Annotated in this window: 22 protein-coding genes; 4 read left to right on the top strand and 18 right to left on the bottom strand. The window is 56.0% G+C overall.

Translation table 11 applies throughout. The features are described 5' to 3' along the window. Positions 1-95: 95 nt before the first annotated feature. From QLH52_RS06420 to QLH52_RS06390, 7 genes are all read right to left on the bottom strand, one after another. Entirely contained in the window at positions 96-386 is a 291-nt protein-coding gene (locus tag QLH52_RS06420; protein WP_319960971.1) for a hypothetical protein, read from the bottom strand. Next, complete coding sequence (locus QLH52_RS06415; protein WP_319960970.1) at positions 383-2,035, bottom strand: hypothetical protein; 1,653 nt, start codon at positions 2,033-2,035, stop codon at positions 383-385. The genes QLH52_RS06420 and QLH52_RS06415 overlap by 4 nt, the downstream gene beginning before the upstream one ends. A 132-nt stretch (positions 2,036-2,167) precedes the next feature. After that, positions 2,168-2,503 carry a hypothetical protein gene (locus tag QLH52_RS06410; protein ID WP_157198355.1) on the bottom strand — a complete coding sequence of 112 codons (336 nt, stop codon included), beginning with the start codon at positions 2,501-2,503 and terminating at the stop codon, positions 2,168-2,170. Positions 2,504-2,590: 87 nt separating this feature from the next. Then, complete coding sequence (locus tag QLH52_RS06405) at positions 2,591-3,025, bottom strand: hypothetical protein (RefSeq protein ID WP_319960969.1); 435 nt, start codon at positions 3,023-3,025, stop codon at positions 2,591-2,593. A gap of 210 nt (positions 3,026-3,235) precedes the next feature. Then, complete coding sequence (locus QLH52_RS06400) at positions 3,236-4,204, bottom strand: ExeA family protein (RefSeq protein WP_319960968.1); 969 nt, start codon at positions 4,202-4,204, stop codon at positions 3,236-3,238. Beyond that, positions 4,204-5,874: an IS481 family transposase gene (locus QLH52_RS06395; RefSeq protein ID WP_319960967.1), complete on the bottom strand. Its 1,671-nt coding sequence runs from the start codon at positions 5,872-5,874 to the stop codon at positions 4,204-4,206. The genes QLH52_RS06400 and QLH52_RS06395 overlap by 1 nt, the downstream gene beginning before the upstream one ends. After that, entirely contained in the window at positions 5,864-6,493 is a 630-nt protein-coding gene (locus QLH52_RS06390; RefSeq protein ID WP_319960966.1) for a recombinase family protein, read from the bottom strand. Before QLH52_RS06390 ends, QLH52_RS06395 begins: the two co-directional genes overlap by 11 nt. 410 nt (positions 6,494-6,903) lie before the next feature. On the opposite strand from QLH52_RS06390, the gene QLH52_RS06385 reads away from it, so the two are divergent. Both QLH52_RS06385 and QLH52_RS06380 read left to right on the top strand, forming a co-directional pair. Then, the gene (locus QLH52_RS06385; RefSeq protein WP_319960965.1) at positions 6,904-7,119 is read left to right on the top strand and encodes a type II toxin-antitoxin system RelE/ParE family toxin; all 216 of its coding nucleotides are present in this window, start codon (positions 6,904-6,906) and stop codon (positions 7,117-7,119) included. Beyond that, on the top strand, positions 7,116-7,442 hold the full coding sequence (locus QLH52_RS06380; RefSeq protein ID WP_319960964.1) for a helix-turn-helix domain-containing protein: 327 nt from the start codon (positions 7,116-7,118) through the stop codon (positions 7,440-7,442). Before QLH52_RS06385 ends, QLH52_RS06380 begins: the two co-directional genes overlap by 4 nt. A gap of 191 nt (positions 7,443-7,633) precedes the next feature. On the opposite strand, the gene QLH52_RS06375 is transcribed toward QLH52_RS06380, so the two are convergent. The 7 genes from QLH52_RS06375 to QLH52_RS06345 all read right to left on the bottom strand — a co-directional run bounded on the left by QLH52_RS06375 (position 7,634) and on the right by QLH52_RS06345 (position 15,619). Then, positions 7,634-8,746, bottom strand: a complete 1,113-nt coding sequence (locus tag QLH52_RS06375) for an ABC transporter permease (RefSeq protein ID WP_319960963.1) — start codon at positions 8,744-8,746, stop codon at positions 7,634-7,636. 2 nt (positions 8,747-8,748) lie between these two features. Beyond that, complete coding sequence (locus QLH52_RS06370) at positions 8,749-9,876, bottom strand: ABC transporter permease (protein ID WP_319960962.1); 1,128 nt, start codon at positions 9,874-9,876, stop codon at positions 8,749-8,751. After that, positions 9,869-11,800 carry an ATP-binding cassette domain-containing protein gene (locus tag QLH52_RS06365; RefSeq protein WP_319960961.1) on the bottom strand — a complete coding sequence of 644 codons (1,932 nt, stop codon included), beginning with the start codon at positions 11,798-11,800 and terminating at the stop codon, positions 9,869-9,871. Before QLH52_RS06365 ends, QLH52_RS06370 begins: the two co-directional genes overlap by 8 nt. 1 nt (position 11,801) lies before the next feature. Beyond that, entirely contained in the window at positions 11,802-12,896 is a 1,095-nt protein-coding gene (locus tag QLH52_RS06360; RefSeq protein ID WP_319960960.1) for an HlyD family secretion protein, read from the bottom strand. Positions 12,897-12,978: 82 nt separating this feature from the next. Continuing rightward, positions 12,979-13,452, bottom strand: a complete 474-nt coding sequence (locus QLH52_RS06355; protein ID WP_319960959.1) for a PaaI family thioesterase — start codon at positions 13,450-13,452, stop codon at positions 12,979-12,981. A 2-nt stretch (positions 13,453-13,454) separates the two neighbouring features. Next, positions 13,455-14,996 (bottom strand): efflux transporter outer membrane subunit, encoded by a 1,542-nt coding sequence (locus QLH52_RS06350; protein ID WP_319960958.1) that lies wholly within the window; start codon positions 14,994-14,996, stop codon positions 13,455-13,457. Then, the gene (locus QLH52_RS06345) at positions 14,993-15,619 is read right to left on the bottom strand and encodes a TetR/AcrR family transcriptional regulator (protein ID WP_319960957.1); all 627 of its coding nucleotides are present in this window, start codon (positions 15,617-15,619) and stop codon (positions 14,993-14,995) included. Before QLH52_RS06345 ends, QLH52_RS06350 begins: the two co-directional genes overlap by 4 nt. A 115-nt stretch (positions 15,620-15,734) precedes the next feature. Between QLH52_RS06345 and QLH52_RS06340 the strand changes: the two genes are divergently transcribed. Continuing rightward, positions 15,735-16,733 (top strand): HlyD family secretion protein, encoded by a 999-nt coding sequence (locus QLH52_RS06340; RefSeq protein ID WP_319960956.1) that lies wholly within the window; start codon positions 15,735-15,737, stop codon positions 16,731-16,733. Positions 16,734-16,791: 58 nt separating this feature from the next. Then, complete coding sequence (locus tag QLH52_RS06335) at positions 16,792-18,339, top strand: DHA2 family efflux MFS transporter permease subunit (protein ID WP_319961013.1); 1,548 nt, start codon at positions 16,792-16,794, stop codon at positions 18,337-18,339. A 460-nt stretch (positions 18,340-18,799) separates the two neighbouring features. On the opposite strand, the gene QLH52_RS06330 is transcribed toward QLH52_RS06335, so the two are convergent. The 4 genes from QLH52_RS06330 to QLH52_RS06315 form a co-directional block, all read right to left on the bottom strand. Next, entirely contained in the window at positions 18,800-18,991 is a 192-nt protein-coding gene (locus QLH52_RS06330; RefSeq protein WP_319960955.1) for a hypothetical protein, read from the bottom strand. A gap of 89 nt (positions 18,992-19,080) precedes the next feature. Continuing rightward, positions 19,081-19,704, bottom strand: a complete 624-nt coding sequence (locus tag QLH52_RS06325; RefSeq protein WP_319960954.1) for a hypothetical protein — start codon at positions 19,702-19,704, stop codon at positions 19,081-19,083. Between the two features lie 146 nt (positions 19,705-19,850). Further along, positions 19,851-20,324, bottom strand: a complete 474-nt coding sequence (gene radC, locus QLH52_RS06320) for a RadC family protein (RefSeq protein ID WP_319960953.1) — start codon at positions 20,322-20,324, stop codon at positions 19,851-19,853. Positions 20,325-20,476: 152 nt separating this feature from the next. After that, on the bottom strand, positions 20,477-22,246 hold the full coding sequence (locus QLH52_RS06315; RefSeq protein WP_319960952.1) for a DUF4942 domain-containing protein: 1,770 nt from the start codon (positions 22,244-22,246) through the stop codon (positions 20,477-20,479). Positions 22,247-22,319 lie beyond the last annotated feature (73 nt).

Raw genomic sequence — 22,319 nt, 5'->3', positions numbered from 1 at the left:
CCAGACCGGGAAGCAGTTTCCCGTCCGGGCGGATTGCGATTGAATCGCGTTAAGCGTTAAAACATCCCCCTAACGCGATCGTCAGGGGGACGGGGTTAATCGCCGACAGACTGCTCGGCGTGTATTTTCCTCAGCATGCTATCGAGGACAGTCGGCAATAGCGCGCCGAACCGGCCTCGAAAGTCTAAAGGCTGTTGTTTTGCGTAACGTCTGGCCGCCAAACCTAACCGTTGTCTAACCCAAGGACTGGCCTTGAATTGGCTTCTCAGCCAGGTCAAATAGGCGTCGTCGTCGCCCGCCCAATCCGCCGGCGGCGAAAAGGGCGACTCGGGATGACCGGGTTCCGTATCCAGCGTTTGCGCGTCGAATACGAAGGGCGAGGTCATGACCCAGCCTCGACAGCCCCAGAAGGGTGGTTCGTTAACGTCACGCTGGCCAACTGGCCCTCTGGATCGATTTCCACTACAAACTGAGTGCCGTGCAAGACTTTACAGCCCCTAAGATCCGGCATCAGCCGTTTCAACGCGTCGGCCGGATCATCGGCCGTATTCGCCACGATGAAATGGCTGAATTGCTCGACGTCCTGATCGTGACAGGAACCTTGATAGTCATCGTCGTTCTCGCAGAAACGCGACACCTGTTCCAGCACGTCACCCCACTTTTCCTGGCAGGGAATCAGGACGATATCATCCTGTTCGTTGCCGGTATAGGCGCCGTGCTCATCGATTTCTACGCTATCGTCACCGATCCGGATCCGGTAAGCCCGGCAAAACACCGCCGTCACCCAAACCCAGATGCCTTGAAATTGCGCGCGATGTGACTCCTCAAGGATCTCACATTGCACTTCTTCTCGGCTTAAGTGCCGCAGGTAAGGCTGCACCCAATGCCCGGCGTCGAATTGGTTATCGACGAGCACCCAGCCTTTTTTCCAGGCCAGCAGGTATCGCAAGGCCCCATCGGACTGGAGATCGTCGTCAATCGTCACCAATTGCACTTGTCCGCTTTTGACGGCGGACTGGGTAATTGGTTGGTCAACCATTTCCAGAAAGTCGCCAAATAGGTCGGTATCGCAGACCGGTGGTCGTTGGATGCGGGAGACTAGCGCTTTGGGCAGTCGGTCGACATCGTTGAGTAAGTGTATCAAGCCACACTCGCGTAGCACCGGGTAGTAGGTCAGGAAATCGTCCGCGCTCAAGGCCGTTTTCAGTGCCATGAGCTGGCGTTCGACCGCCGCGGCGATCGCCTCTCTGATCAGCTTAATCACATCGGCTTCATCCACCAATTTGTCGCGATCCGGTAAACGGGCCATGAATTGCGCGCTATCCAGATGCACGATATTGCCAAGGTATCTGGTGTCTCCGATACGGTAATAGTGGCCTCGATATACCGGTAGGCCTTGCAAATACACCAAGCAATCCCGGTAATGCCGATACGAATCGATCAGGTTGATCAAGCGAATTGCGCCGACCGGCGATGCCACAAACTCCGCGGCCCCGATAGAATCGATGGCGTTGGGTCGCGGTAGCGAGACTCCGTTAAAATGCACCGGAATCGGAAAACCGGTGGCTAAGTCCGCCAAGGTGTTTTCGAGCGGACCATTGACGATATCGATCAGCCGGATTTCGGTCAGACCATTCCAATCGGTCACCGGCAAGACCTCTACCGGTTGGAACCCCAGGATGTGATCGGTATCGACCGAAAAACACCCGCCTTTACTGGATAATCCCAGGTGCCGGCAGGCGAATAGCGCGGAGAGAAAGCCCACGCCAAAGGCGTGTTCCTTCGCAATCAGTTCCACGTCCCAGCCGGACTCGGCGACGGTGAGCAGGGTTTCGAGCGAATCGATTCCGCAGCCGTCGTCCGTCACAGTCAAGGTGTTGGTATCGGCGCAGTAGTCGAACGCGACATAGCTGGCGCCGGCGCGGCGGGCATTCTGCATCAGTTCACCCAAATACGTCGTCCGATTGGTAAAACTCCACTTCAGACTGTGGACTAAATTTTCAGGGTTTACTTTCAGTTGTAGGGGTGCGTTCATGGTGTTTTCCTCAAGTAAATTGGAACTTCGAGGAAACCGAGACGCACCCCTGTCGGGGAATGTCCGTTTCCCCGAGTCACTGGGTTTTAAAGCGCGTCACCGTGTTATCCCATGTGATGCGCGCGGGTGGTGTTAAGCTGCCAGAGCCTCACCGCCAAACGAATGGCTGGCGTTTCCAGCAAGCCTGTACGGTTCGGTCGCAAGACTAATCCGCGTCGTTTTTCGGAGCGTATCCGTCACAATTCGAATACTGTCCAGGCCGGACAGCTTGAATTGCGAAACGATCGGTCCGCCGCAGACGAGGGATAGGCCGTTTTCCTGTTCTTCGTCCAGATTGATATCGCCCCAATCGCCGTTGGCATGTCGGTCCAACAACGCTGTCATTTCGACACCGCAGGCGGTTAACAACGCCAGTGCGGCGATAGAGGTTTGTATCCTTCCGTTTGAGAGTGATACGAGTGCAGTCATGGTTCCTTCTCCAAAAATGACGGGGAACACAGGCTCCCGTACGGGAAAGACGGTGCTCCCCGCAAGGGTGGTTTCAAAAAGGCTCGGTTAATATTCGTCCGGCAACAATATGGTTGTCGCCGAATGATCGGCTTCGGTAATGACCCAGACGGTGTGTGCGTCATTAATCCGATACACCGACATCAGTTTACCGCCGTCAGCCAACACAAATTGTTCTAGCACCGGATCCTCTCCGGCCCAATCGTCAGCGTGACGCGAGAGCAAGTGGCCCGCATCGAGCAGCATGTCTTCCAGCAGAGCGAGTACGCCGGGTGTTACCACCGTGGTACCCAGCCGGAAGGGCTGTTTTTGCGCTTCATTCCGGATCAGACGGACGGCGTAACTCTCCGCGACCCGCGCGTCGATGGCAGCCGAAAATTCCGCGATTGCCTTCCGAATCGTGTCGGCATTGGCCGTTTCCGGCAATGTTACGCGTAGCGATTCCAGGATATTGCGGCCTTGACTGTCATAGCCGGCGGTCACTACCTGTAGTTTCTTGATTTCATAACCGGCTTTTCTTGCACTTATCCGGCATTTTCATCTCAAATTAACTGACTCTATAAAATCACTTTTTCTCACATTAATTGCACAGGGCGGTTTTCTTTCTCGCATTAAATGATTTTATCGAGTTGGATTTCTCGCTTTATTTGACTCTATCCTACGCCCATAAACCATAAATTGAAGGCGCGAGCTTTATAAAATCCCCAGCTTATGGATTTCCTTGTTAAAATCCTCAGCCCGTGCCGCTGGCAATTGTCCGTTGAAATACGCCTTGATTTCGCCCCGCCTGGCATTCAGATGTTCGCACAAAGCCGTAGTGTTATACCCATGCCGGGCCAGTTTGGGTTCCAGCGTGTTTAAGTCGGGCGATAATATGGTTTCGACAATCTCCACATCGACCGGTTTTGTGCCTGTGGTGGCACCCTTGATCAAGGCGAGCGTCAGGTAATGGCAGATTTGCAACGGCGTGATCAGCCGCTCCGCCAAGAGATTGATCGCGTCGGGGGTCACGATGTCATGGACGGCTGTTTTCGGTTTGCTGCAATGCGTCAACACCCATTCGATATACTTCTGTTTCTGTTGCCCCCAACTGTCCAAGCTAAACAATTTAGCCCGCGCACCGATTTCTTCCATGGTCGGCTTGTTGAGGTCATTGCCCAGTTTGGGGTGGCCGACCATGATAATGGTTAAGATGCCTTTGGCATCCTCAATGGTTTCAATCAATTGTTTTAGCGCAATCAAGGTGCGCCAATGGAGGTCATGGGCGCCATCGATGAAGAACGCGATAGGCTTGTTGATTTTACGGATCAGTTCTTGGAGTTTCCTTTCCCTGATCTCGGCTTGGGTAGGCACCTTAAAATCCTTGGGGGTGGGCAAATCGGCGAATAGCGCAGCATATAAGGTGTTAATGTTGACGCGGCGCTTGTCGGTCGCCAACGACTTGGCGACGACCACTTGGTTATTCTTTTTTAAGCCCTCCTGAAAATGCCGGATAACCCGTGTCTTGCCAACGCCGACGATGCCGGTCAAGGTAATGATGCCGCCTGACATGACGGCGGCTTCAAGGCTATGCAAAACACTTTTAAAGGCTTCGGTCTCAAAATAGTCGGCTTTATCCAAATCCTTAACCAGGCCATAGTATTGCATCATTTCACCATACATCAGTCACCTCCCGAATGCCCGGTCGAGCTTAAAGTAAAATACGCGCGAATTTTGTCCAGCACAGTCTTCTTGTCCAATGTCTCATCGAGGATCGTATTGATGGCGGCTATTTGCTGGTCGGTCAAGCGGGACAAGGGTTTGCCGAGATAATCGGCAATGGCAGTCTTGGCATCCAGCTTGTTTTTGAACGTGGTAGGTTGCAGGAATGGACTGTCATCGAAAGGCATCGATTTGGGTTTTTCCATCTGAACGATATTGGCTTGGGCCAACAGGGCTTGGTCGCTGCCGTTAATGCCGGACAATGCGGAACGTGGCAAGCTGATCGTTTTTGCCAATTCCCCGATCCGATCCGCTTTAAGCTCAACGCTGCTCTTTTTGTGTTTCCGGAACTTGCCGAACGGGATCGGCCCCTCTTTAGGATAGAAAGGCCCTAGCTTCTCGTCATTGAACTCAACATAGAGTTCGTTATCGAAAATCCCCCAAAGCAAGGTGATGTCTTGCCCCGCCATGTCATGGCTTAATTGATAGCGGATGCCATCAATACCAACGCAGGCGTTGCTATCCGCCTTGCGCTGTTCCGGTTCACGGGCGAAAGTGCGGAAGCGATCCCACGAACACATTTCCCTAAACCCTGTCGACGGCAGGTTCTGTAGCCAATCCTCCATACGGGAATGGTCTTCATAGCGGTGATCCATCGCGTTATATTCCTCTAAATACCTGTGTAACCAAGCATTGGCTTCTTCCAGCGTTTCCGGCTGCTGGAGATGGTAAAGGGTTTCCAAGGAAGATTTGATGGTCAGGAAAGAACGTTCCACTTTGCCCTTGGACCGTGAGGTGGTGCGCCTTCCATCGCTGCCCCTTGGCATATGTACCCGCACTTCGATGCCCAGTTGCTTCATAACCCACAAGAACACCCGGCTTTTAGACACCGGGCCGGCATCCATATAAATGACCGAAGGGATGCCCTGGAATGGGTTGTTCTTGTCCTTCTTGGCGGACATCGCATTAAACAGGAACAATAGCGCGGTTATCACGTCTTCGCCTTTTACCAAATGGTATTCCTGGTAACAAACCCCGCTCCGGTCATCGGTAACACCGGCCAAAGCCAGATATTCCGAACCCTCTTTTAGCGTTTTGCCGAAAAATTCCGGCTTTTTCAAGTCTGACGGCGAGAAATCAAATTGCCAGCACTCATTGCTAAAGGTTGCCTGGAAGGGCGTCCAGGGTGGCTCTATGGTCAGGGTGCGGTTGTCGTATCCCCATTGTTTCAGATAACGGCTGACCGTGCTGAGCTTGAGCAGGCCGGATTCGACTTTAACCAATCCCTCCGCCGTTTCAATGCCCGACTTTTCGAGGATTCCAATACAAGCCTTGGTCGATAAGCGCCGTCCTTTTTTGCTGGTCGTCCGAAGTTTCAGCGCCGCAATCAATTCGCAGTAACGGCGCATGTCTACCTCGGGCAGGCTTCTTGATGTATTGTAATCGCTGCGGTGGGTCAAATATGGCAGTTGATGCGTGCGTAATTGTCGCCGGACAGTGGATGCCGAAATCCCAAATGCTTCGCAGGTTGCCTCAACAAGGTCTTTGCGTTGGGTATCCCTTGGGGACAGCGCATCCAGTTGGTTTTGAAGTGCTATCAGTACCTCAAAAGGGAGGCGTTTACGCGGCACGAACCCTGTCCCGTTTAGGCCGACTGATGCCGTGCTTGCTCATCCAGTTGCGCAAATTGGCGGAAGTGGTGCCATATCGACCGGCAATAAAAAATAGGGTTGCGCCATTTGCAAGCAAAGCTTCAATTTCAGGGCGGAACGGGTCGAGCTTGCTCTTGCCCGGCCCTTTGGGGCGGCCTAACGTCATACCGGCGGCTTTTTTGGCACGCAAGGCTTCTGTTGTGCGCTGCGAGATCAAATCGCGTTCAATTTCGGCAGCCATGGAAAACGCCATTGCGACGATCTTGCTTTGGATGCTTTGGTCAAGCCGCCAATTGCCTTTCACCGAATAGACATGGACACCGCGTTCCATCGCAATCGACAAAATTTCCATGCACTCCAACATACTTCGCCCCAAGCGGGACATTTCGCTGACCACTAAATTATCTCCCGTTTGAAGGTCTTCGATGACTTGGGCAATCTTGCGTTTGCGCCAGGAGATTTTGCCGGAGGCTTTTTCTTCAGTGAATTTGACCTGACCCAGATTGTGGTGATTGGCCAGCACCAAAATATCTGCCTTGTTTTTCTCCAAGTCCTGGTCTGCGGTCGATACCCGTAAATAACCGATCGTTTGTGCCATCAATTTGCCTAAAATGCCTATAAAATCATCAAAGGTAATGAAAACCCTAAAAACAGGTTTTATAATAACCAAAAATGGATTGAAAACACAGTGCTTTTCTTTAACTAAAGCGGATAGCAAAAACGTTCGTTTTTAATGGTGTTTATTGCCATCATAACCCCCCAGTAATTTAAATGCAGTTGGCAAACACTAACCCAATAAACCAGCTATCGACCTTCCGTTTCTTGATGGATAATTTGCATTATGTTGTCATATCTGACTACAATAATCGGAGCAAGGCGGACGTATGACAGCAAAGACAAGGCCGATTTCATGGATCAAGGCGGCCCGGAAGGATTTTGAAGATTTTCCCATGCCGGTGCAGATAGAAGCCAACCGCGCACTGACTGTCGCGGCGTAAGGCCGACAATGTGAAACCGTTGAAGGGCTTCGACAGCGGTATTATGGAAATTGTTCTGCGCCACCGTGGGGATGCTTTCCGCGTTGTTTATGCCGTGCAAATTGACGAAGATTTATGGGTGATCCATGCTTTCCAGAAAAAATCGAAGGAAGGCATTAAAACGCCAAAATATGAAATTGACCTTGTGCATGAACGCCTAAAACGATTGAAGGAGGTGCTGCGATGAATGACGAACCGTTTGATATTGTCCGGGGCAGCGGCAACGTCTTTGCCGATTTCAGCCACCCTAATGCGGAAGTCGAACAACTGAAGGCATTGCTGGCCGCCGAAATAATTGGTGTCCTGGATGACCGTGCGCTGACGGTGCGTAAAGCTGAAGACCAAACCGGCATTGCCGCCGCCGACTTTTCGCGCATCCGCAAGGTAAAGCTCAACCGTTTCACTATTGACCGCCTGATGACAATCCTTAAACGTCTCGATCAGGATGTTGACGTGAGGGTGACTGTCCGCCCGCACCACGCAAGTGGGATCGATCCGCGCCTTGTATAACAGCCATCAAAAGCGCCTTCGTGCCAGGCATGGAACGGCATCAAATGGTTCCAAAAGGCGGGACTCAACTGTTTTGAATTTTCTTTGTTAGGATTGCAGCCTACTGCTGCCACATATCATTGGGTAATGCATCACTCCAATATCAGCAACTGACCAGAAGCCGATATCCAGCATCGGTTCCACTGACCGCTTTAGGCGAAGAGGCGCTTAAATCGCCGCACCGCGAAGCCGAACATGAGTGCGCCGAGAACGACGATGCCGAAGATGTCGTGCCAGACGTAGGCCAGGCCGTTGCCCTTGAACAAGACCTGGTAGCTGAAATCGAAGTAATAGCGCAGGGGCGAGAGAAGGCTTAGGTACTGCACCCAGGGCGCCATGCTTTCCGGCGGGGTGATGGCGCCCGACAGCATCAGCATGGGGTACATGATGAGCAGGAGCAGCATCATGACCTGGGCAATGTTACGGGCCAGCATGGCGATGACGAGCCCCAAGCTGGCGACGCAGGCCGTATACAAGACGGTGACGCTGTAGAAGAGGAGGAGACTGCCGCGGATGGGCGTGCCGAACACGCCTTGCACTACACCGAACAAGGCCATGAGGGAGAACACGAGCACCAGGACGACGGTGGGGATGATTTTCGCGGCGAACAGCTCGGCCGGGCGCAAAGGGCTCACCAACAGCTGCTCCAGGGTGCCGTAGGTTTTCTCCCGCACCATGGCCGCGGCGGTGAGCAGCATGGACACCATGGTAATCACGTTCATCATTTCCAACAGACTGGAAAACCATGGGTTGGAAATATTGGGGTTGTAGGCCACGCGCAGGCGCGCATCCACCTGGGGAATTCCCGCAACGATGAGACCCCGGGTTTGCAGGATGTCCCGATTGAAGTCCTGGGCGATGCGGGCGAGATGGCTGCCGGCGATCGTCGCCGTGCGCGACAGGGTGCCGTCCGAAATCACCTGGAAGCTGGCCTTTCCCTCGGCGATGGCGCGATCGAAATCGGGCGGGATGACCAGTCCCACGCTGGCGTTGCCGGCATCCAGCGCATGGACCAGTTCCGCGTCACTGCTCACAGAGCCGACGAGCTTGAAATGGGGCGCACGCAGCCGAGAAACCAGTTCCCGGCTGGCCGGGCTTCGCGCCAGATCGAGCACCGCCACGGGATAATTCCTAAGCTCCGAGGTGATGGCATGGCCCATGACGTAAATATTGCCGCTGAAGGCCCAGAACAGAATGAACAAGATGGGTACATCCCCCAGCAACTGGGCGAACTCCTTGCGCAGCATGGCGATGAATCGTCCCATCGTCAGCCGATCCGCTTGTTCAGGAACATCCAGGCGAGGCCGTACAACAGCACACTGTAGACCGTCAGCGCCAAGAGGTTGGGCCAATAGAAGGCGAAACCCAGTCCTTTGAGATAGGCGCCGCGCACCATGTCCATGAAATGGGTGGCGGGGAGCAGATAGGCCACGAACTGGCCGATCCGGTCCTGGCTGGCCACCGGTGCCATGAAACCGGAATAGTTGAAGGAGGGCGTCACGGTGGCGAGGAAAGTGACCAGCATGGCGGCGATCTGAGTGCGCGTCAGCACCGAAACCAAGAGACCGATACCGATGGTGCAGGCCGAGTACAACAGGGCGCCGGCGGAAAGCAGCCAGAAACTGCCGATGAAGCGCACCCCGAACAGCACTATGCTCATGGCGAACAGGATCAGGTAATCGAGAAAGATCACCCCAACATAAGGCAGCGCCTTGCCGGCGATGATTTCCCAGCGCCGGGCGGGCGAGGCGTAGTAGTTGAAAATCGTGCCCGCCTCCTTCTCCCGCACCACCAGCAGCGCGCCCAAAATGGCCGGATAGAGCATCAGGATGATGACCATCATGCCGGGCACGATGAAGTTCTTGCTTTCCAGCGCCGGGTTATACCAGACCGAGACCGCCATCTGCACCGGCTGCGGCGGAGGCAGGCCACTCCGGCTCATGGCCCGCTCGAAGAGGCGCTGGTTGTAAAGGCCGTTGATCGCGGAGACATAGCCCACCATCACCTCCGCTCTTTCGGCGAAGGAGCCGTCCACGGTGACGCCCAGGGAAACCGGTTCTCCCCCGGTGATCTTGCGGGAAAAATCCGGCGGGATGTCGACGATGACACGCGCCTTGCCGGAACGCAGCCAATGTTCCACTTCGCCGGTATCGTTGGTCACGCCCACCAGGTCGAAGTAGTCGGAATGGGTGTAGCCGTCCATGTAGTCGCGACTGAAAAAGGAGCGGTCGTGATCCACGAACAGAATGGGCATATGCGTGACGTCGGCGGACATCCCATAGCCGAACAGCAACATCAAGGCAATCGGGACGATGAAGGCCAGACCGAGATACACCGGATCGCGCAGCAGTTCCCGGGTTTCCTTCAGTAAAATGGCGCGGGTGCGTTCAAACATCTCTCACTCCAGTACTCTCCAGAAAGCTGGCGAAGGTTTCCTCCATCGACAAGCCTTGAACCGCGATTTCCGCCGATATTCCGGCACGATTGAGGGCTGTGGATGCCTGATCTCGATCCGCCTCGGGGGTAAGGCTTTGCCATTGAATGCGCCGGCCGTACAGCATGGCCTTAGGAAAAATGGCGTGCAGCAACTTAAAGGCCGGGGCGAACTCGCCGGTTTGCACCGCCAGTAAGGTGCCGGCGCGGGTTTTCGCCGTTTGCTTCAATTCGGACGGCGTACCCAAGGCGATCAACTGGCCAGCTTGCATCAGGCCCAGCCGATGGCAATGCTCGGCCTCGTCCATGTAATGGGTGGACACCAGCACCGTGACACCGCTTTGCTCGGCCAAAAGATGCACGATGTCCCAGAACTGGCGGCGGGCGACCGGATCGACGCCGGAGGTGGGTTCGTCGAGGAATACCACCGGCGGTTCGTGCAACAGCGCGCAGGCCAAACCAAGGCGTTGGCGCAAGCCCATGGGCAACGAGTCAGTCAGACGACTGGCGTATTCGCCGAGTCCCAGGCTGGCCAACAGGCTATCGATGCGCGGTCGCCGTTGCGCCGTTGTCAGGCCGTAGAGGCCGGCATACAGCTCCAGGTTGGCGGCCACGGTCAAATCCCGGTACAGGGAAAAGCGCTGCGACATGTAGCCGATGTGCTCGCGCAATGCGAAGCGCTGTTTATCCACGTCGAGACCGGCCACGCGGCCCTGGCCCGCGCCGGGCTTTTGCAGGCCGCACAGCATCTTGATCAAGGTGGTCTTGCCCGCGCCATTGGGTCCCAGGAGACCGAAGATTTCGCCGGTACTGATGGCGAGATTCACCCGGTTGACTGCGGTGAAATCGCCGAAGCGGCAAGTCAAATTGCGGGTCTCGATCGCGTGCTTGCTCGCTCCATCGGCGGGACGAAGCGGGGCCACGGCCAGTTCAAGGGCTTCGCTTTGCGCCGACTCCCGTTGGGTGACACGATGAACGAATACATCCTCCAAGTTACCGGTGATGAGGCGAACCGACACGCCCTGCAAACCCTGGCGGGCGAGTTGCGCATGCAAATCGGCTGTTTCGACCGTCAGCAGTACATGCACTTCCGCGCCGAACAAAGCGACCGAGGCCGAGCCATTCCAGTCCGCCAAGGCGGCGCGGATCGCCTTCACCGGTGCGCCGGAAACGGCAACCAACGTACCGGGCAGGCTGCGCGCCAGTTCATCCGGCGTGCCGGCGGCGATGATGCGCCCCCGGTGCATCATCGCCACATCGTGGCAGCGCTCCGCCTCGTCCATATAGGAGGTGGTCAACAGCACCGTGACGCCGCGTTCGGCGACCAGTTCGTGGATGATGGTCCAAAAGTCCCGCCGCGACAAGGGATCGACGCCGGTGGTCGGCTCATCCAGCAGCAGCACGTCGGGCAGGTGCAGTAGGGTACAGATCAGGGCCAGTTTCTGGCGCATGCCGCCGGAAAGCTTGCCGGCGGGACGATCCAGAAAAGGCGCGAGACGAGTCATGGCCAGCAGGCGGTCGCGATTTTCCCAGAACTGTCCTTCCGGAATCAGTCGGAGGTCGCGGAAGAATTCGATATTTTCCGCCACCGTCAAGGTATCGTAGAGATTCTGGCCTAGGCCCTGGGGCATGTAACCGAGACGGGATTTGACCGCTTCGGGATCGCCGATGGCGGATATGCCTTCCACCCTGGCATCGCCGCCATCGGCGGAAAGCACCCCCGCCAACACCTGGATCACGCTGGTTTTGCCGGCCCCGTCCGGGCCGATCAGACCAAACACCTGGCCTCGGCGCACCGAGAAAGACACGCCATCCACCGCCAGTGGCCCCTTGCGGCCGTAACGCTTGCTCAGGCTGTCGACATCGATGATAGCCGATGCGTTCACGTCACGGCCTCACCCAAGGCGCGCCTTCCCGCCAACGGATCACGCCATCGGCGGGCATACCGGGTTTGAGTATGCCGCCAGGATTTTCTTTCAGCCTCAGCTCGACTGCGAACACCAGTTTGACCCGTTCCTCCTTGGTCTCGACGTTCTTGGGGGTGAACTCCGCCTGTTGCGCCACTTTGCTGACCCGGGCCGAAAACGCCCGGTCGGGGTAGGCGTCTACATAGATTTGCGCCTCCTGGCCCAAGGCCACCTTACCGATCTGGGGTTCCGGGATATAGACCTTGAGGTAAAGTTGATTCAGGTCCACCAGGGTGAACAGCGGCATGCCGACATTGACCCATTCACCCAGTTCGACGGTGCGGGTCAGTATCGTGCCAGCCAGCGGACTCCTGAGCGAAAACCGCTCGAAGATGCCTTGCTGTTCGGCCAGCTGCGCTACGGCCTGTTTCAACTGGGCGGCCATGGCGTCGCGCTCGGCGGACTGAACGGCGATGCGTTGCTCGCCCAGTTTGGCCAGGGCCAGTTGTTTTTCCGCCCGCGCCTGAGTCTCACGCGCCGCCACCAGGGCCTTGTCTTCCACCACCACGGAAAGCCGCATGTTTTCCGCCTGCAGTCGCGAGGCGGCGTCGGCCGCCGCCAGATTGGCGTAACGTTCGGCGTCGCGCCGGGCTTGTTCGGCGCGAGCCACCGTCCGCTCCACCTGGGCGCGGGCTTCGGTCACGGCGGCCAGCGCTTGGGCGATTTCCAGCGGTACTTGCCGGCGCAGCAGTTCCAGTTGCACCTCCACCGCACGCAGTTGTTCGGCGAGGGCGTCGCGGCGGGCCGCATGACTCCGAATGCGCTCGCGTAGCGCCGGGTCATCCAGTACCAGCAGTACTTCGCCCAGCGCCGCCGTCTGACCTTCGTCCTTGTCGAGTTTGTCCACCCGGCCAAAAGCTTCCGGCGTCACCGTGGTAATGCGCCCCTCGATGCGGCCATTGGCGGTCAGGAGGCCATTGTCCCGACCGGCAAACCACCCTGAACGGATGGCCCATCCAAGGGCCAGTATCAATGCCGCGGCGACGAGCCATGGCCATAGCTTTTTATTCGACATAGTGTGTGTTCCCAATGCTCTGTTGATGGAAACGCCTAGGCTTGCGCCGAATGCTTAAAACCTCGTGCGGCATCCCCATGGTTTACTGTTTACCGTTGGGGCGAATCGCGATTTCCGCCTTGACTCGCGTACATATACGACCATCCGTTTGGTAAAATCCGTACTCGAATACCGGTGTACTTCGGCCTTTTCTGGCCAGATCGCCGCGAATTTGTTGTTCCGTTTCCGGTGGAAAGTCAAAAACCAGTTCCAAATCCGTCAATCCAGGGCGTATGAAGTCAAGTTGCAACGAGCTTGTCAAGCTTCGGTAGTCGGGAAATCGTTTCTGACACGCCATGGCCGCAACAGGATCGGCCAGACAGGCCTGAAAACCGCCAAACAAACCACCGCCCGGATTGGTTGCAATCCAACTCTGCGGCAAACGTATTCTCATAAAACGCCAGTCCGGTGATAACGCGAGTACTTTGATCCGCATCAGCCAGAAAAAAGGCAGGTATTCGAGTTTTTTGGCATCCGGTAATAAGGCGGTCTCCCAAATAAATTGACGCAGATTCATCGTCATTCCGCAGCCACATCATGATTGCGGCCGGGGTCGATGCCGACCGCGTTCAACATGCGCTCGATCCAATCCGTGTCGTGACGGTAGGGTTCGGGCCGATGGGTTGTTTCGGCATCGGTTTTGCCAGCCAGGGCCAATGTTTGGTCCGCGCCGCCTCCACCCAGGGATTTATACACGGCAATCAGGTTGGTGGACACCGTGGTCTCGGATTGAGTCAGCTCGGTTTCGGCGGCGAACAAGGCGCGCTGAGCGTCGAGTACATCCAGAAATGACGATACGCCTTCCTGGTAGCGCAATTGCGCCAGACGCACCGACTCGCGCAAGTCGGCCGCCGAGCGGTCCAGGCTCTGCCGGCGCACTTCTTCCTTCAGATACCGAGTCAAGGCGGTTTCGGTTTCACGCAAGGCTTCCAACACCGCTTTTTCATAAGCCAGGTAGGCTTCCCGTTGTTGCGCCTCGGTCAGGTCGATACCGGCTTGAATGCGGCCGAAATTGAGCAAGGGTTGCAACAGCGTGGCACCGGTACTCCAGGAGAAGGCCGCCGAGCGGAACAATTTTTCGATGTCGGTGTTGCGCAGCCCCAGGAAGGCGGCGATCGAGATTTTCGGAAACAACTCGGCGGTAGCCGCGCCCTGCATGGCAGTGGCGGCGGCGAGCCGGCGCTCGGCGGCGCGCAGGTCCGGACGGCGAGCGAGCGTTTCCGCTGGGGAGATTAAAAGTTCCCGGCCAGGCGCCACAGGAATCGCGGCGGTCTCGCCCAGCTCGACAGCCAGGGCACCGGGCTGCTGAGCAGTCAGGACTTCCAATCGATGCAATGCCGCGTTCAGTTCGCTTTCCAAGGCCGGAATCCGCGCCTCGGTGGCCTCGGTTTGCGCCCGCGCCCGCACCACGTCGTGGCGGGTGCCGACGCCTTCGGCAAACAGTTTTTCCGTCAGTTGCAGCGTGCGCCGCTGGGCGTCCAGATTGGCCCGGGTGATTTTGAGTTGATTTTGCAGCCCCCGGTATTCGGCGTAGTCGCGCGCCAAATCGGCCGTCAACGTGACCAGCGCTTCAGCATGCTGTTCGCTGGCGGCTTCCAGATCGGCACTGGCTGCTTCCAGCTTGCGCCGTTGGCCGCCGAACAGATCGATTTCCCATAATGCATCGAAACCCAGCTCGAACAGATTGAAGCGAATGCCGGGGGCGAAGCCGGGGAAGGGATTTTCTTCGCGCCGCGCGCCGGCTGAGGCATTCACGGATGGCAATAGCGCCGAGCGCACGATACGCCGCTCGGCGCGGGCCTGATCGATGCGGGTCAAGGCTATTTTGACGTCCAGATTGCCTGACAGCGCCTTTTCCATCAGCCGGTCGAGTTCGGCGTCGCCGAAGTGTTTCCACCAGCTTTTCAAGGCTTCGGCGTCCATGGGCGTCAAGCCGGCCGTGTCAACCGGGGCGGCCTGCCAACGCGCCGGCGCGGGAGGGGCAACCGGCCGGTAATCCGGGCCAACCGTACAGGCGGTCAGACCGACCATCAGCAAACCGGGTAAATAACGTCTCGTCATAGTGCCACCTTTGGTCCGCTACGCCGATGTCCGCGCAGAAACAGGTTGACGGCGCTGTCGACGATAATTTTTTTTTCATTTGCATCAGGCGGCGAACGCAGTCCCATCAAGCAACGCATGTGGTCATTGCCTTGTATCATGCCCAGCAGCAGTTTGGCGGCGCGCTCTTGATCCGGAATCTGAATGGATTCGTCATCTTCGTGAAGCCCGACGAGAAAGCGCGTCAGACGGTCGAACACCGGTTGTATGCCTCTGCGATGCACCTGTTGACTCAATTCCGGAAAGCTTGGGTGTTCGGCAATGATCAAACGCAACAAGCCCAGTGACTCCGTCGAATAAATCAGGTCCGCGAACGACATCGCGATCTGCCGTAGCGCCGCTTCAGTGGCGCCCGGTATCATCCGAGCACTGCTCAGCGTATCGAAAAACGCCTGACACTGGCACTCGATCACCGCGGCGAACAACTCCTGTTTACCTTGGAAATGATTGTAGAGCGTCGGCTTGGACACCGGCGCCGCCTCGGCAATGGCGTCCATACTGACTGCGTTGTAGCCTTGAGCCACGAAAAGCCGCTTGGCTGCGGCCAGAATGGCCTGGCGTTTTGGATTGGGAGGTGTATTCATTAAGTTTACGGAAACAGTGAACGGCCTTGAAACGGAATCGATGATGGCATTATACTAAACTACACTGTTCAGTATTTCAACCAAGACTATGATCCATTCCAAACTTCCGAAATCCGTGTTGATTCTTATTGTGCTGGCAAGCGTGGCGGCCGCTGGCTTTATGTATTGGCATCAAGCCATCCATCCTTACGAAAGCACCGACAATACTTATCTCAAGGCGCACATCACCTTGATCAGCCCGAAGGAAACCGGCTATGTCAAGGAAGTGCTGTTCACCGACAATCAGAAGGTCAGGCCGGGCGATCTGCTGGTCGTCATCGACGATCACGATTTCAAGGCCCGCGTCGATCAGGCCGAGGCGCAAGTAAACGTGGAAAAGGCGCGCATCCAGACCCTGGAAACCGACAAAACCACGCAGAGTGCCAAAATCCGTCAGGAAGAGGCCAATATCGCCGCAACGGAAGCCGACCTGGAACGGGCGGCAAAGGATTTGAAACGCTTTGAACACTTGGCGGAAGACGGCGCCATTTCGGCGCAAACCCGCGATGCGGCCGAGGCCGGCCACAAGCAAGCGACGGCGCAACGGGAAAAATACCGTTCCGCGCGTCAGGAAGCTGTCAGCCAGTTGGCGTCCATCGAAGCGCAGATCAACGAAGCTCGCGCCCGCTTGCAAGTCGCCGAAGCGGCGTTGGATCTGGCCCGTATCGATTTGGCCAATACCCGGATTACGGCGCCGATCGCCGGCACGATCGGCCATCTTAGCGTGCAAGTCGGACAGTTGGTCAAGCCGGGTAGCGCGTTGGCGCATTTGATCCCGGACGATGGCTTGTTCGTGGAAGCGAATTTCAAGGAGACGCAAATCGAACGCATGAAGCACGGCCAGACGGTGGACATCCGTGTCGACGCTTACCCAGACCAGGTATTCGAGGGAAAAGTCGATAGCTTTGCGCCGGCGTCAGGCGCCGAATTCAGCCTGCTGCCGCCGGAAAACGCCACCGGCAATTTCACCAAGATCGTGCGGCGCATACCGGTGAAAATCGCGTTCCACTCCGACGCGAACCTGAACGGCTTGAAGCCTGGCATGTCGGCTTTGGCCAAGGTAAGGGTGCGTTGAGATGCCGACCAATCAGATTTCCACATCGGTAACCACGGCCGACGGTAAGCCGGTAACGATGAACAAGCCGCTCAGCCCAGAACAATGGCTGGGCTTCATCGGCATGGTATTCGGCATTTTCATGGCGATTTTGGACATCCAGATTGTGGCTAGCTCGCTGGAACAGATTCAGGCCGGCTTGTCGGCCACCCGCGACGAAATTACCTGGGTGCAGACGGCTTACCTCGTGGCGGAAGTAGTCATCATTCCGTTATCCGGCTGGCTGTCCCGCGCGCTTTCGACGCGATACCTGTTCGTGCTGTCCTGCGGCGGCTTTACGCTGATGAGCCTCTTGGTCGCGCTGTCCTGGAATCTGCCGTCCATGGTGGTGTTCCGCGCGCTCCAGGGCGTGTTCGGCGGCGCCATGATCCCTACCGTGTTCGCGGTTATCTACACCCTGTTTCCGCCGCGCCTGCAGCCGGCCATGGTCATCGTCGTCGGCCTGGTGGTAACCGTCGCCCCCACGGCAGGCCCCGTGCTTGGCGGCTATCTGACCGAAGCGGTCTCATGGAAGCTCTTGTTTCTCATCAATGTCGTGCCGGGACTGCTGGTTTGTCTCTCGACCTGGCTGTTCGTGCGGGTGGACGAACCCGACTGGGGCTTGCTCAAGCAGATCGATTTCCGTGGCATCCTCTACATCGTCGTCTTTCTCGGCAGTCTGCAGTTCGTGCTGGAGGAAGGGGTGCGGGAGGAATGGTTCGAAAGCCGTGAGATCGTGTTCTTCAGCCTGCTCGCCGCCGCGGCCGGCATCGCCATGTTCTACCGGGAACTGACCATCGAGCACCCGATCGTCGACCTGTGGGCCTTCCGTAACCGTAATTTCGCGGTCGGTTGTCTGTTCAGTTTCGTGCTTGGCATCGGGCTTTATACCATCATCTACCTGATGCCCGTCTACCTCGCCAGCGTCAAGGGCCTGAACAGCCTGCAGATCGGCCAGTACGTCATGGTAACCGGGATGTTTCAGTTTCTCTCGGCCTTCGTGGCCGGCCCCCTCGCCAAAGTCCTGGACTCGCGCCTGATGCTGGCCCTGGGGCTGTTTCTCTATGGCCTGGGTGCGTGGATGAACGGCAATCTCACCCATGAGGCCGGCTATTGGGAGTTCTTCTGGCCGCAGGCGCTTCGGGGCTTCGCGCTAATGTTCGCTTTTCTCCCAATCAATTCACTGGCTCTCGGCACCCTGCCTCCGGACGAAGTGAAAAACGCCAGCGGCCTTTACAACCTGATGCGCAATCTGGGCGGTGCCATCGGCCTGGCGGTCAGCAACACGCTGATGATCCAGCTGAACAAGCAGCATTACGCCGTGTTGCGCGAGGCGGTCACGCCCGGTTCTCCCGAGGCGCAATCCTTGCTGGCCGGCTTGCAGGAACGCCTCGCGCGCTCCGCTTTGCCGGATGGCGAGCTGGCCGCGCTCAAGGAACTCTACGGCGTGGTGATGCGCGAGGCCGAGGTGCTGACCCTCAATACCCTGTTTCATACCTTGAGCCTGACGTTTTTTTTGGCCCTGCTGTTTATGCCTTTGGTCAAAAAAGTCTCGGCCGCTTCCGCCGGAGCGGATGCTGGACATTAAACCCAGGAAGCAACGAGGTCTGTAAGAAGGGTTGAGCCGGTAGTATGGTGGTGGTAATACATCAATGAGGAGATTGTCGAAACCGTATTATCGCCCGACTTAAACACGCTGGAACCCAAACTGGCCCGGCATGGGTATAACACTACGGCTTTGTGCGAACATCTGAATGCCAGGCGGGGCGAAATCAAGGCGTATTTCAACGGGCAATTGCCAGCGGCACGGGCTGAGGATTTTAACAAGGAAATCCATAAGCTGGGGATTTTATAAAGCTCGCGCCTTCAATTTATGGTTTATGGGCGTAGGATAGAGTCAAATAAAGTGAGAAATCCAACTCGATAAAATCATTTAATGCGAGAAAGAAAACCGCCCTGTGCAATTAATGTGAGAAAAAGTGATTTTATAGAGTCAGTTAATTTGAGATGAAAATCCCGGATAAGTGCAAGAAAAGCCGGTTATGAAATCAAGAAACTACAACTACCCATTCGCTTGCCCAGTAGCTTACGAATACATAGGCCCGCTTGCGTCCGACCGCGGTGGCATAGCCTTTCGTGGCGATGGCCACGCTGTTGAGCGCGATCCAGCCTTGGTCCGTCAAAGATTGCTGTACGCTGCGTTTGATGGCGGCGTCAGTGTTTTGTGGTTGGTCTGTCATGGTGATTTTCCTCAGAAAATGTCCCGACAAGCCGCACCCAAACGGGTAGGGTACCCGTCGGGGTTAAATAAAATGTCAATCGCGCCCGGTTACTGCAGTGCGTGCCAATACCGCGTCGCTTCAGCTTCAGACAAAAACGCGGCCTTCTGCCGGTCGTTCACCCAAACTTGCCAGGGTAAATCGTCGTTTTCGCACTCGATTAACCCGTGCTTGTCGACGGGCAAGGCAAAGCGTAGGCCTTGAATGAAGGCAGCAAACGCATTTGCCCGCCGTTTGTTTACAAAGCCGGCATGGACTTGGCCGTCGATCGTGACCGACCACGGATAATCGACGTGAACCCCTTTATGGATGGCAACGTCGCCAACCCGAAAGGTCGGGTGCTGGTAAAGGGTCCGAAACGGACTGTCAATCCGCACGATGCAGTGGTCCAAAATAGCCGGACCACCGATTTCACCGGGTTCGATCAGCAACGGCACCTTGATGTTGCCGCACGAGCGACCGATGGTGCCGATGACGTCGTTCTCGTCGAACCAGGACTGTCCCGTTGCCGGGTCGCCATAGTACAAACGGATTTTCCGTTGCGTACCCTGGACTTCCTCAAGTAGAGCAATGACTTCTTGAGGCGTGTCCTCGTGATAACAGGTGCCGGACGGCAGACGCTGATAGCGAACTGTATTCCCGTGACTGGTCTGTTCAATAATGGGGTTTTGCATGATGTTCTCCAGTTGAAGCGGGAACACCACGCCCCAGTCGGGAACAGGTATTCCCGCAGGGTAAGGTACTGGTGAGACCAGTAGTTAACTTAAGATAGGGTCGGTCTTTGGCTTAATCGAGGAGTAAGCTTGACGCCAATACCTTTTCACAACAAGCCATGCTCAGCGAATGAATGCACGGTTTCGCCGACGATGAAGTGATCAAGTACACGAACGTCAATCAAGGCCAAGGCTTCTTGAAGTTTTGCTGTAATCGCGCGATCGGCCCGACTAGGTTCGCTAATCCCCGACGGGTGGTTATGCGCCATAATCAGAGCTGCCGCATTATGGTGCAGCGCAGCTTTGACCACTTCGCGCGGATACACGCTAGCGCCATCAATCGTCCCACGGAACAATTCATCGCAAGCGATAACGCGATGTTGATTGTCCAAGAACAAACACAGAAATACTTCGTGCTCGTATGGCGCCAACTTCAATTTGATACAGTCCTTCGCATCGTCCGGACTGTTCAAGGCTTCACCTCGACTGAACGTGCGGTTGTAGATCTTAATGGCCTCTGATATGACAGCCTGTTCATTAGCCTTACGATAACTTTTATCGGTTTCTTGAATGAATAACATGGGCTTTCTCCGGTAATCTTAAAATGTGGAGAAAGCCGTCCCCTGCCGGGGTAGACTTTCTCCGGAAGGGTTGTCAAAAATATTCAAAGCCTCGTCAGCGATGTCTACCGACGTTGACCGTCGGCAGAACATATTTTGCTAAAGAGGCTCAATTACGACGCCAAAGGCAGATCTTGATTGGACTCGAAGGCATCAATCCATTCCAGCAAATTGCGGTTGACGGGTTCATTCGCCAACATCGCATCCGGATCGATCCCTCGGCTGGCCAGTACCGCGCTCATTGCCTGGGCTAAAAGGGCGTTGCCTTTTTCCCGTTCCGACTCGCTGCCGCGCTGGATGGCCAAAAATGGATTTAAACGCAAGTGTCCTATACCGCTTTGGCACTGCTTTTTTACCTCGGCATGAAATGCCCGATCGAGCGATTCAGCCTGTTCGAACTGCTGCCAGAAACCTGGATCGGCTTGAGTATCCACCGGCGGTAACCAGCGTCGCCGACAGCCAACCCAACGGTTCATGCGGTCGATCAAGGTCTTGCTTTTCGGAAAAAAGTGGATGGTCCCGGCGCCCGGATAGTAACGAACGTCAAAGTAACTACTGCTTATCCGTTCACCGTCCTTAAGCGCACTGAAATGCTGCCTAAACACCGATACCAAACTGACTTCCGCTTCGGTCTTGCCGTCGAGCAAGGCAAATACCTTGTCGAAATCGGCTAGAATTTGCTCCGAATTCCAGTCAAGACCTGTGTGGTAGGACTCGACTTTATGCCCTGGCAGTACGAAGCGTGTGGTCTTGATCCGCATCCCCAGCGTGCGGTGTTTATCATTGGATTTCCACCCCATGTAATACACTGCATTGTCGCTGTGGTAGCGCGTGATCAGATCGAACACATCGCAGACCATGCTGAGTTGAATTTCACCTTGCTGATCGATGATGCCTTGCAGAAAACCGTAAATATTCGCCACGGTAAATTCCAAGGACTTGATCGATTCGAAATCCGACTCCAACCGCTTTTGCGCCGCCGATGACAATCGTGACTTGACCTGAGTCGAACGCAGAATGCTACTCCACGCGCGATTTTTCAGGTCCTGATAACGTTCGTACAGCGTCTGCTTCACCGCATCCAATGACGAATCGTCTACAGTGTGCACACCGCCACCACTCAACTCACCCAGGGTTTTACCTAGCATGGCTCGATAGCGGCTGGCACGGGCTTCACTGAATACAGCCTGCCGTGTCGCTTCGAAGGCGGCATCGAACATCAATACCGCGTTATCGATAAAAGCAGTCGGTAAGGCTAACTCCTGGGGCACATGAAATGCGCTGGCCAAGTCGTCCGCTTCACGACGATCCTGACGCAAATTGTCCAAAATATTGCCGAGGATCTCCTGTTCGAAGGTTGAGGTTTTTTTCAACCAGATCAGCGCAATTTCGACGTTGGTTTTGCGTTCGGCATCTTCGCCGGCGAACATGTCCGATAAGAACTCCACCTCGCCATGCTGTTCGATCAAACGCACTAACAGCTGGCGTTCTTTCGAAAACGGATTCCGTACGGTTTCGGCATTGAGGATGGCGACGATTTCAGCGTCGAACAAGATGTCCCAGGCCTTCAGCACGTGCTGAGCGCCCTGTGCAAAAGGCGGATTCATAATGCAGTGCGAGTAACTGCTGCCGTTTTGAAACTGCAGGAAATCCAACCCGACCACCGTGTAGCCTTGCGCACGTAACACCGCATGCTTACGCATATCGATTTCGACGCAATCAATCGGTACCCGCTGGTACTGTTTGAATGGCTTGCCTTTGAGCAAATGGCCTTCGCCGGCCGATGAATCCAGGACCCGCACAAACCGGGTGTTCTTGAACTTTGCCCAAGCCTTGATACTCAGCGCTTCCGTCGAGGCATAGTATTGAAAGGGATCTCTCATGACATTCTCCAAAAAAAGGGGAATGCCACGCCCCAGTCGGGAACAGACATTCCCGCAGGGATTGATAATGAGG

The organism is Methylomonas defluvii (genome assembly GCF_033949435.1).
Classification (GTDB): Bacteria; Pseudomonadota; Gammaproteobacteria; order Methylococcales; family Methylomonadaceae; genus Methylomonas; species Methylomonas defluvii.
This window is presented reverse-complemented; position numbering and strand designations above follow the sequence as displayed.

Excerpts from the sequence above, each read along its gene's own strand:
- QLH52_RS06420 (WP_319960971.1), bottom strand. The coding sequence starts at position 386 with ATGACCTCGCCCTTCGTATTCGACGCGCAAACGCTGGATACGGAACCC.
- QLH52_RS06415 (WP_319960970.1), bottom strand. The coding sequence starts at position 2,035 with ATGAACGCACCCCTACAACTGAAAGTAAACCCTGAAAATTTAGTCCAC.
- QLH52_RS06410 (WP_157198355.1), bottom strand. The coding sequence starts at position 2,503 with ATGACTGCACTCGTATCACTCTCAAACGGAAGGATACAAACCTCTATC.
- QLH52_RS06400 (WP_319960968.1), bottom strand. The coding sequence starts at position 4,204 with ATGTATGGTGAAATGATGCAATACTATGGCCTGGTTAAGGATTTGGAT.
- QLH52_RS06390 (WP_319960966.1), bottom strand. The coding sequence starts at position 6,493 with ATGGCACAAACGATCGGTTATTTACGGGTATCGACCGCAGACCAGGAC.
- QLH52_RS06380 (WP_319960964.1), top strand. The coding sequence starts at position 7,116 with ATGAATGACGAACCGTTTGATATTGTCCGGGGCAGCGGCAACGTCTTT.
- QLH52_RS06375 (WP_319960963.1), bottom strand. The coding sequence starts at position 8,746 with ATGGGACGATTCATCGCCATGCTGCGCAAGGAGTTCGCCCAGTTGCTG.
- QLH52_RS06370 (WP_319960962.1), bottom strand. The coding sequence starts at position 9,876 with ATGTTTGAACGCACCCGCGCCATTTTACTGAAGGAAACCCGGGAACTG.
- QLH52_RS06360 (WP_319960960.1), bottom strand. The coding sequence starts at position 12,896 with ATGTCGAATAAAAAGCTATGGCCATGGCTCGTCGCCGCGGCATTGATA.
- QLH52_RS06355 (WP_319960959.1), bottom strand. The coding sequence starts at position 13,452 with ATGAATCTGCGTCAATTTATTTGGGAGACCGCCTTATTACCGGATGCC.
- QLH52_RS06350 (WP_319960958.1), bottom strand. The coding sequence starts at position 14,996 with ATGACGAGACGTTATTTACCCGGTTTGCTGATGGTCGGTCTGACCGCC.
- QLH52_RS06345 (WP_319960957.1), bottom strand. The coding sequence starts at position 15,619 with ATGAATACACCTCCCAATCCAAAACGCCAGGCCATTCTGGCCGCAGCC.
- QLH52_RS06335 (WP_319961013.1), top strand. The coding sequence starts at position 16,792 with ATGAACAAGCCGCTCAGCCCAGAACAATGGCTGGGCTTCATCGGCATG.
- QLH52_RS06330 (WP_319960955.1), bottom strand. The coding sequence starts at position 18,991 with ATGACAGACCAACCACAAAACACTGACGCCGCCATCAAACGCAGCGTA.
- QLH52_RS06325 (WP_319960954.1), bottom strand. The coding sequence starts at position 19,704 with ATGCAAAACCCCATTATTGAACAGACCAGTCACGGGAATACAGTTCGC.
- radC (WP_319960953.1), bottom strand. The coding sequence starts at position 20,324 with ATGTTATTCATTCAAGAAACCGATAAAAGTTATCGTAAGGCTAATGAA.
- QLH52_RS06315 (WP_319960952.1), bottom strand. The coding sequence starts at position 22,246 with ATGAGAGATCCCTTTCAATACTATGCCTCGACGGAAGCGCTGAGTATC.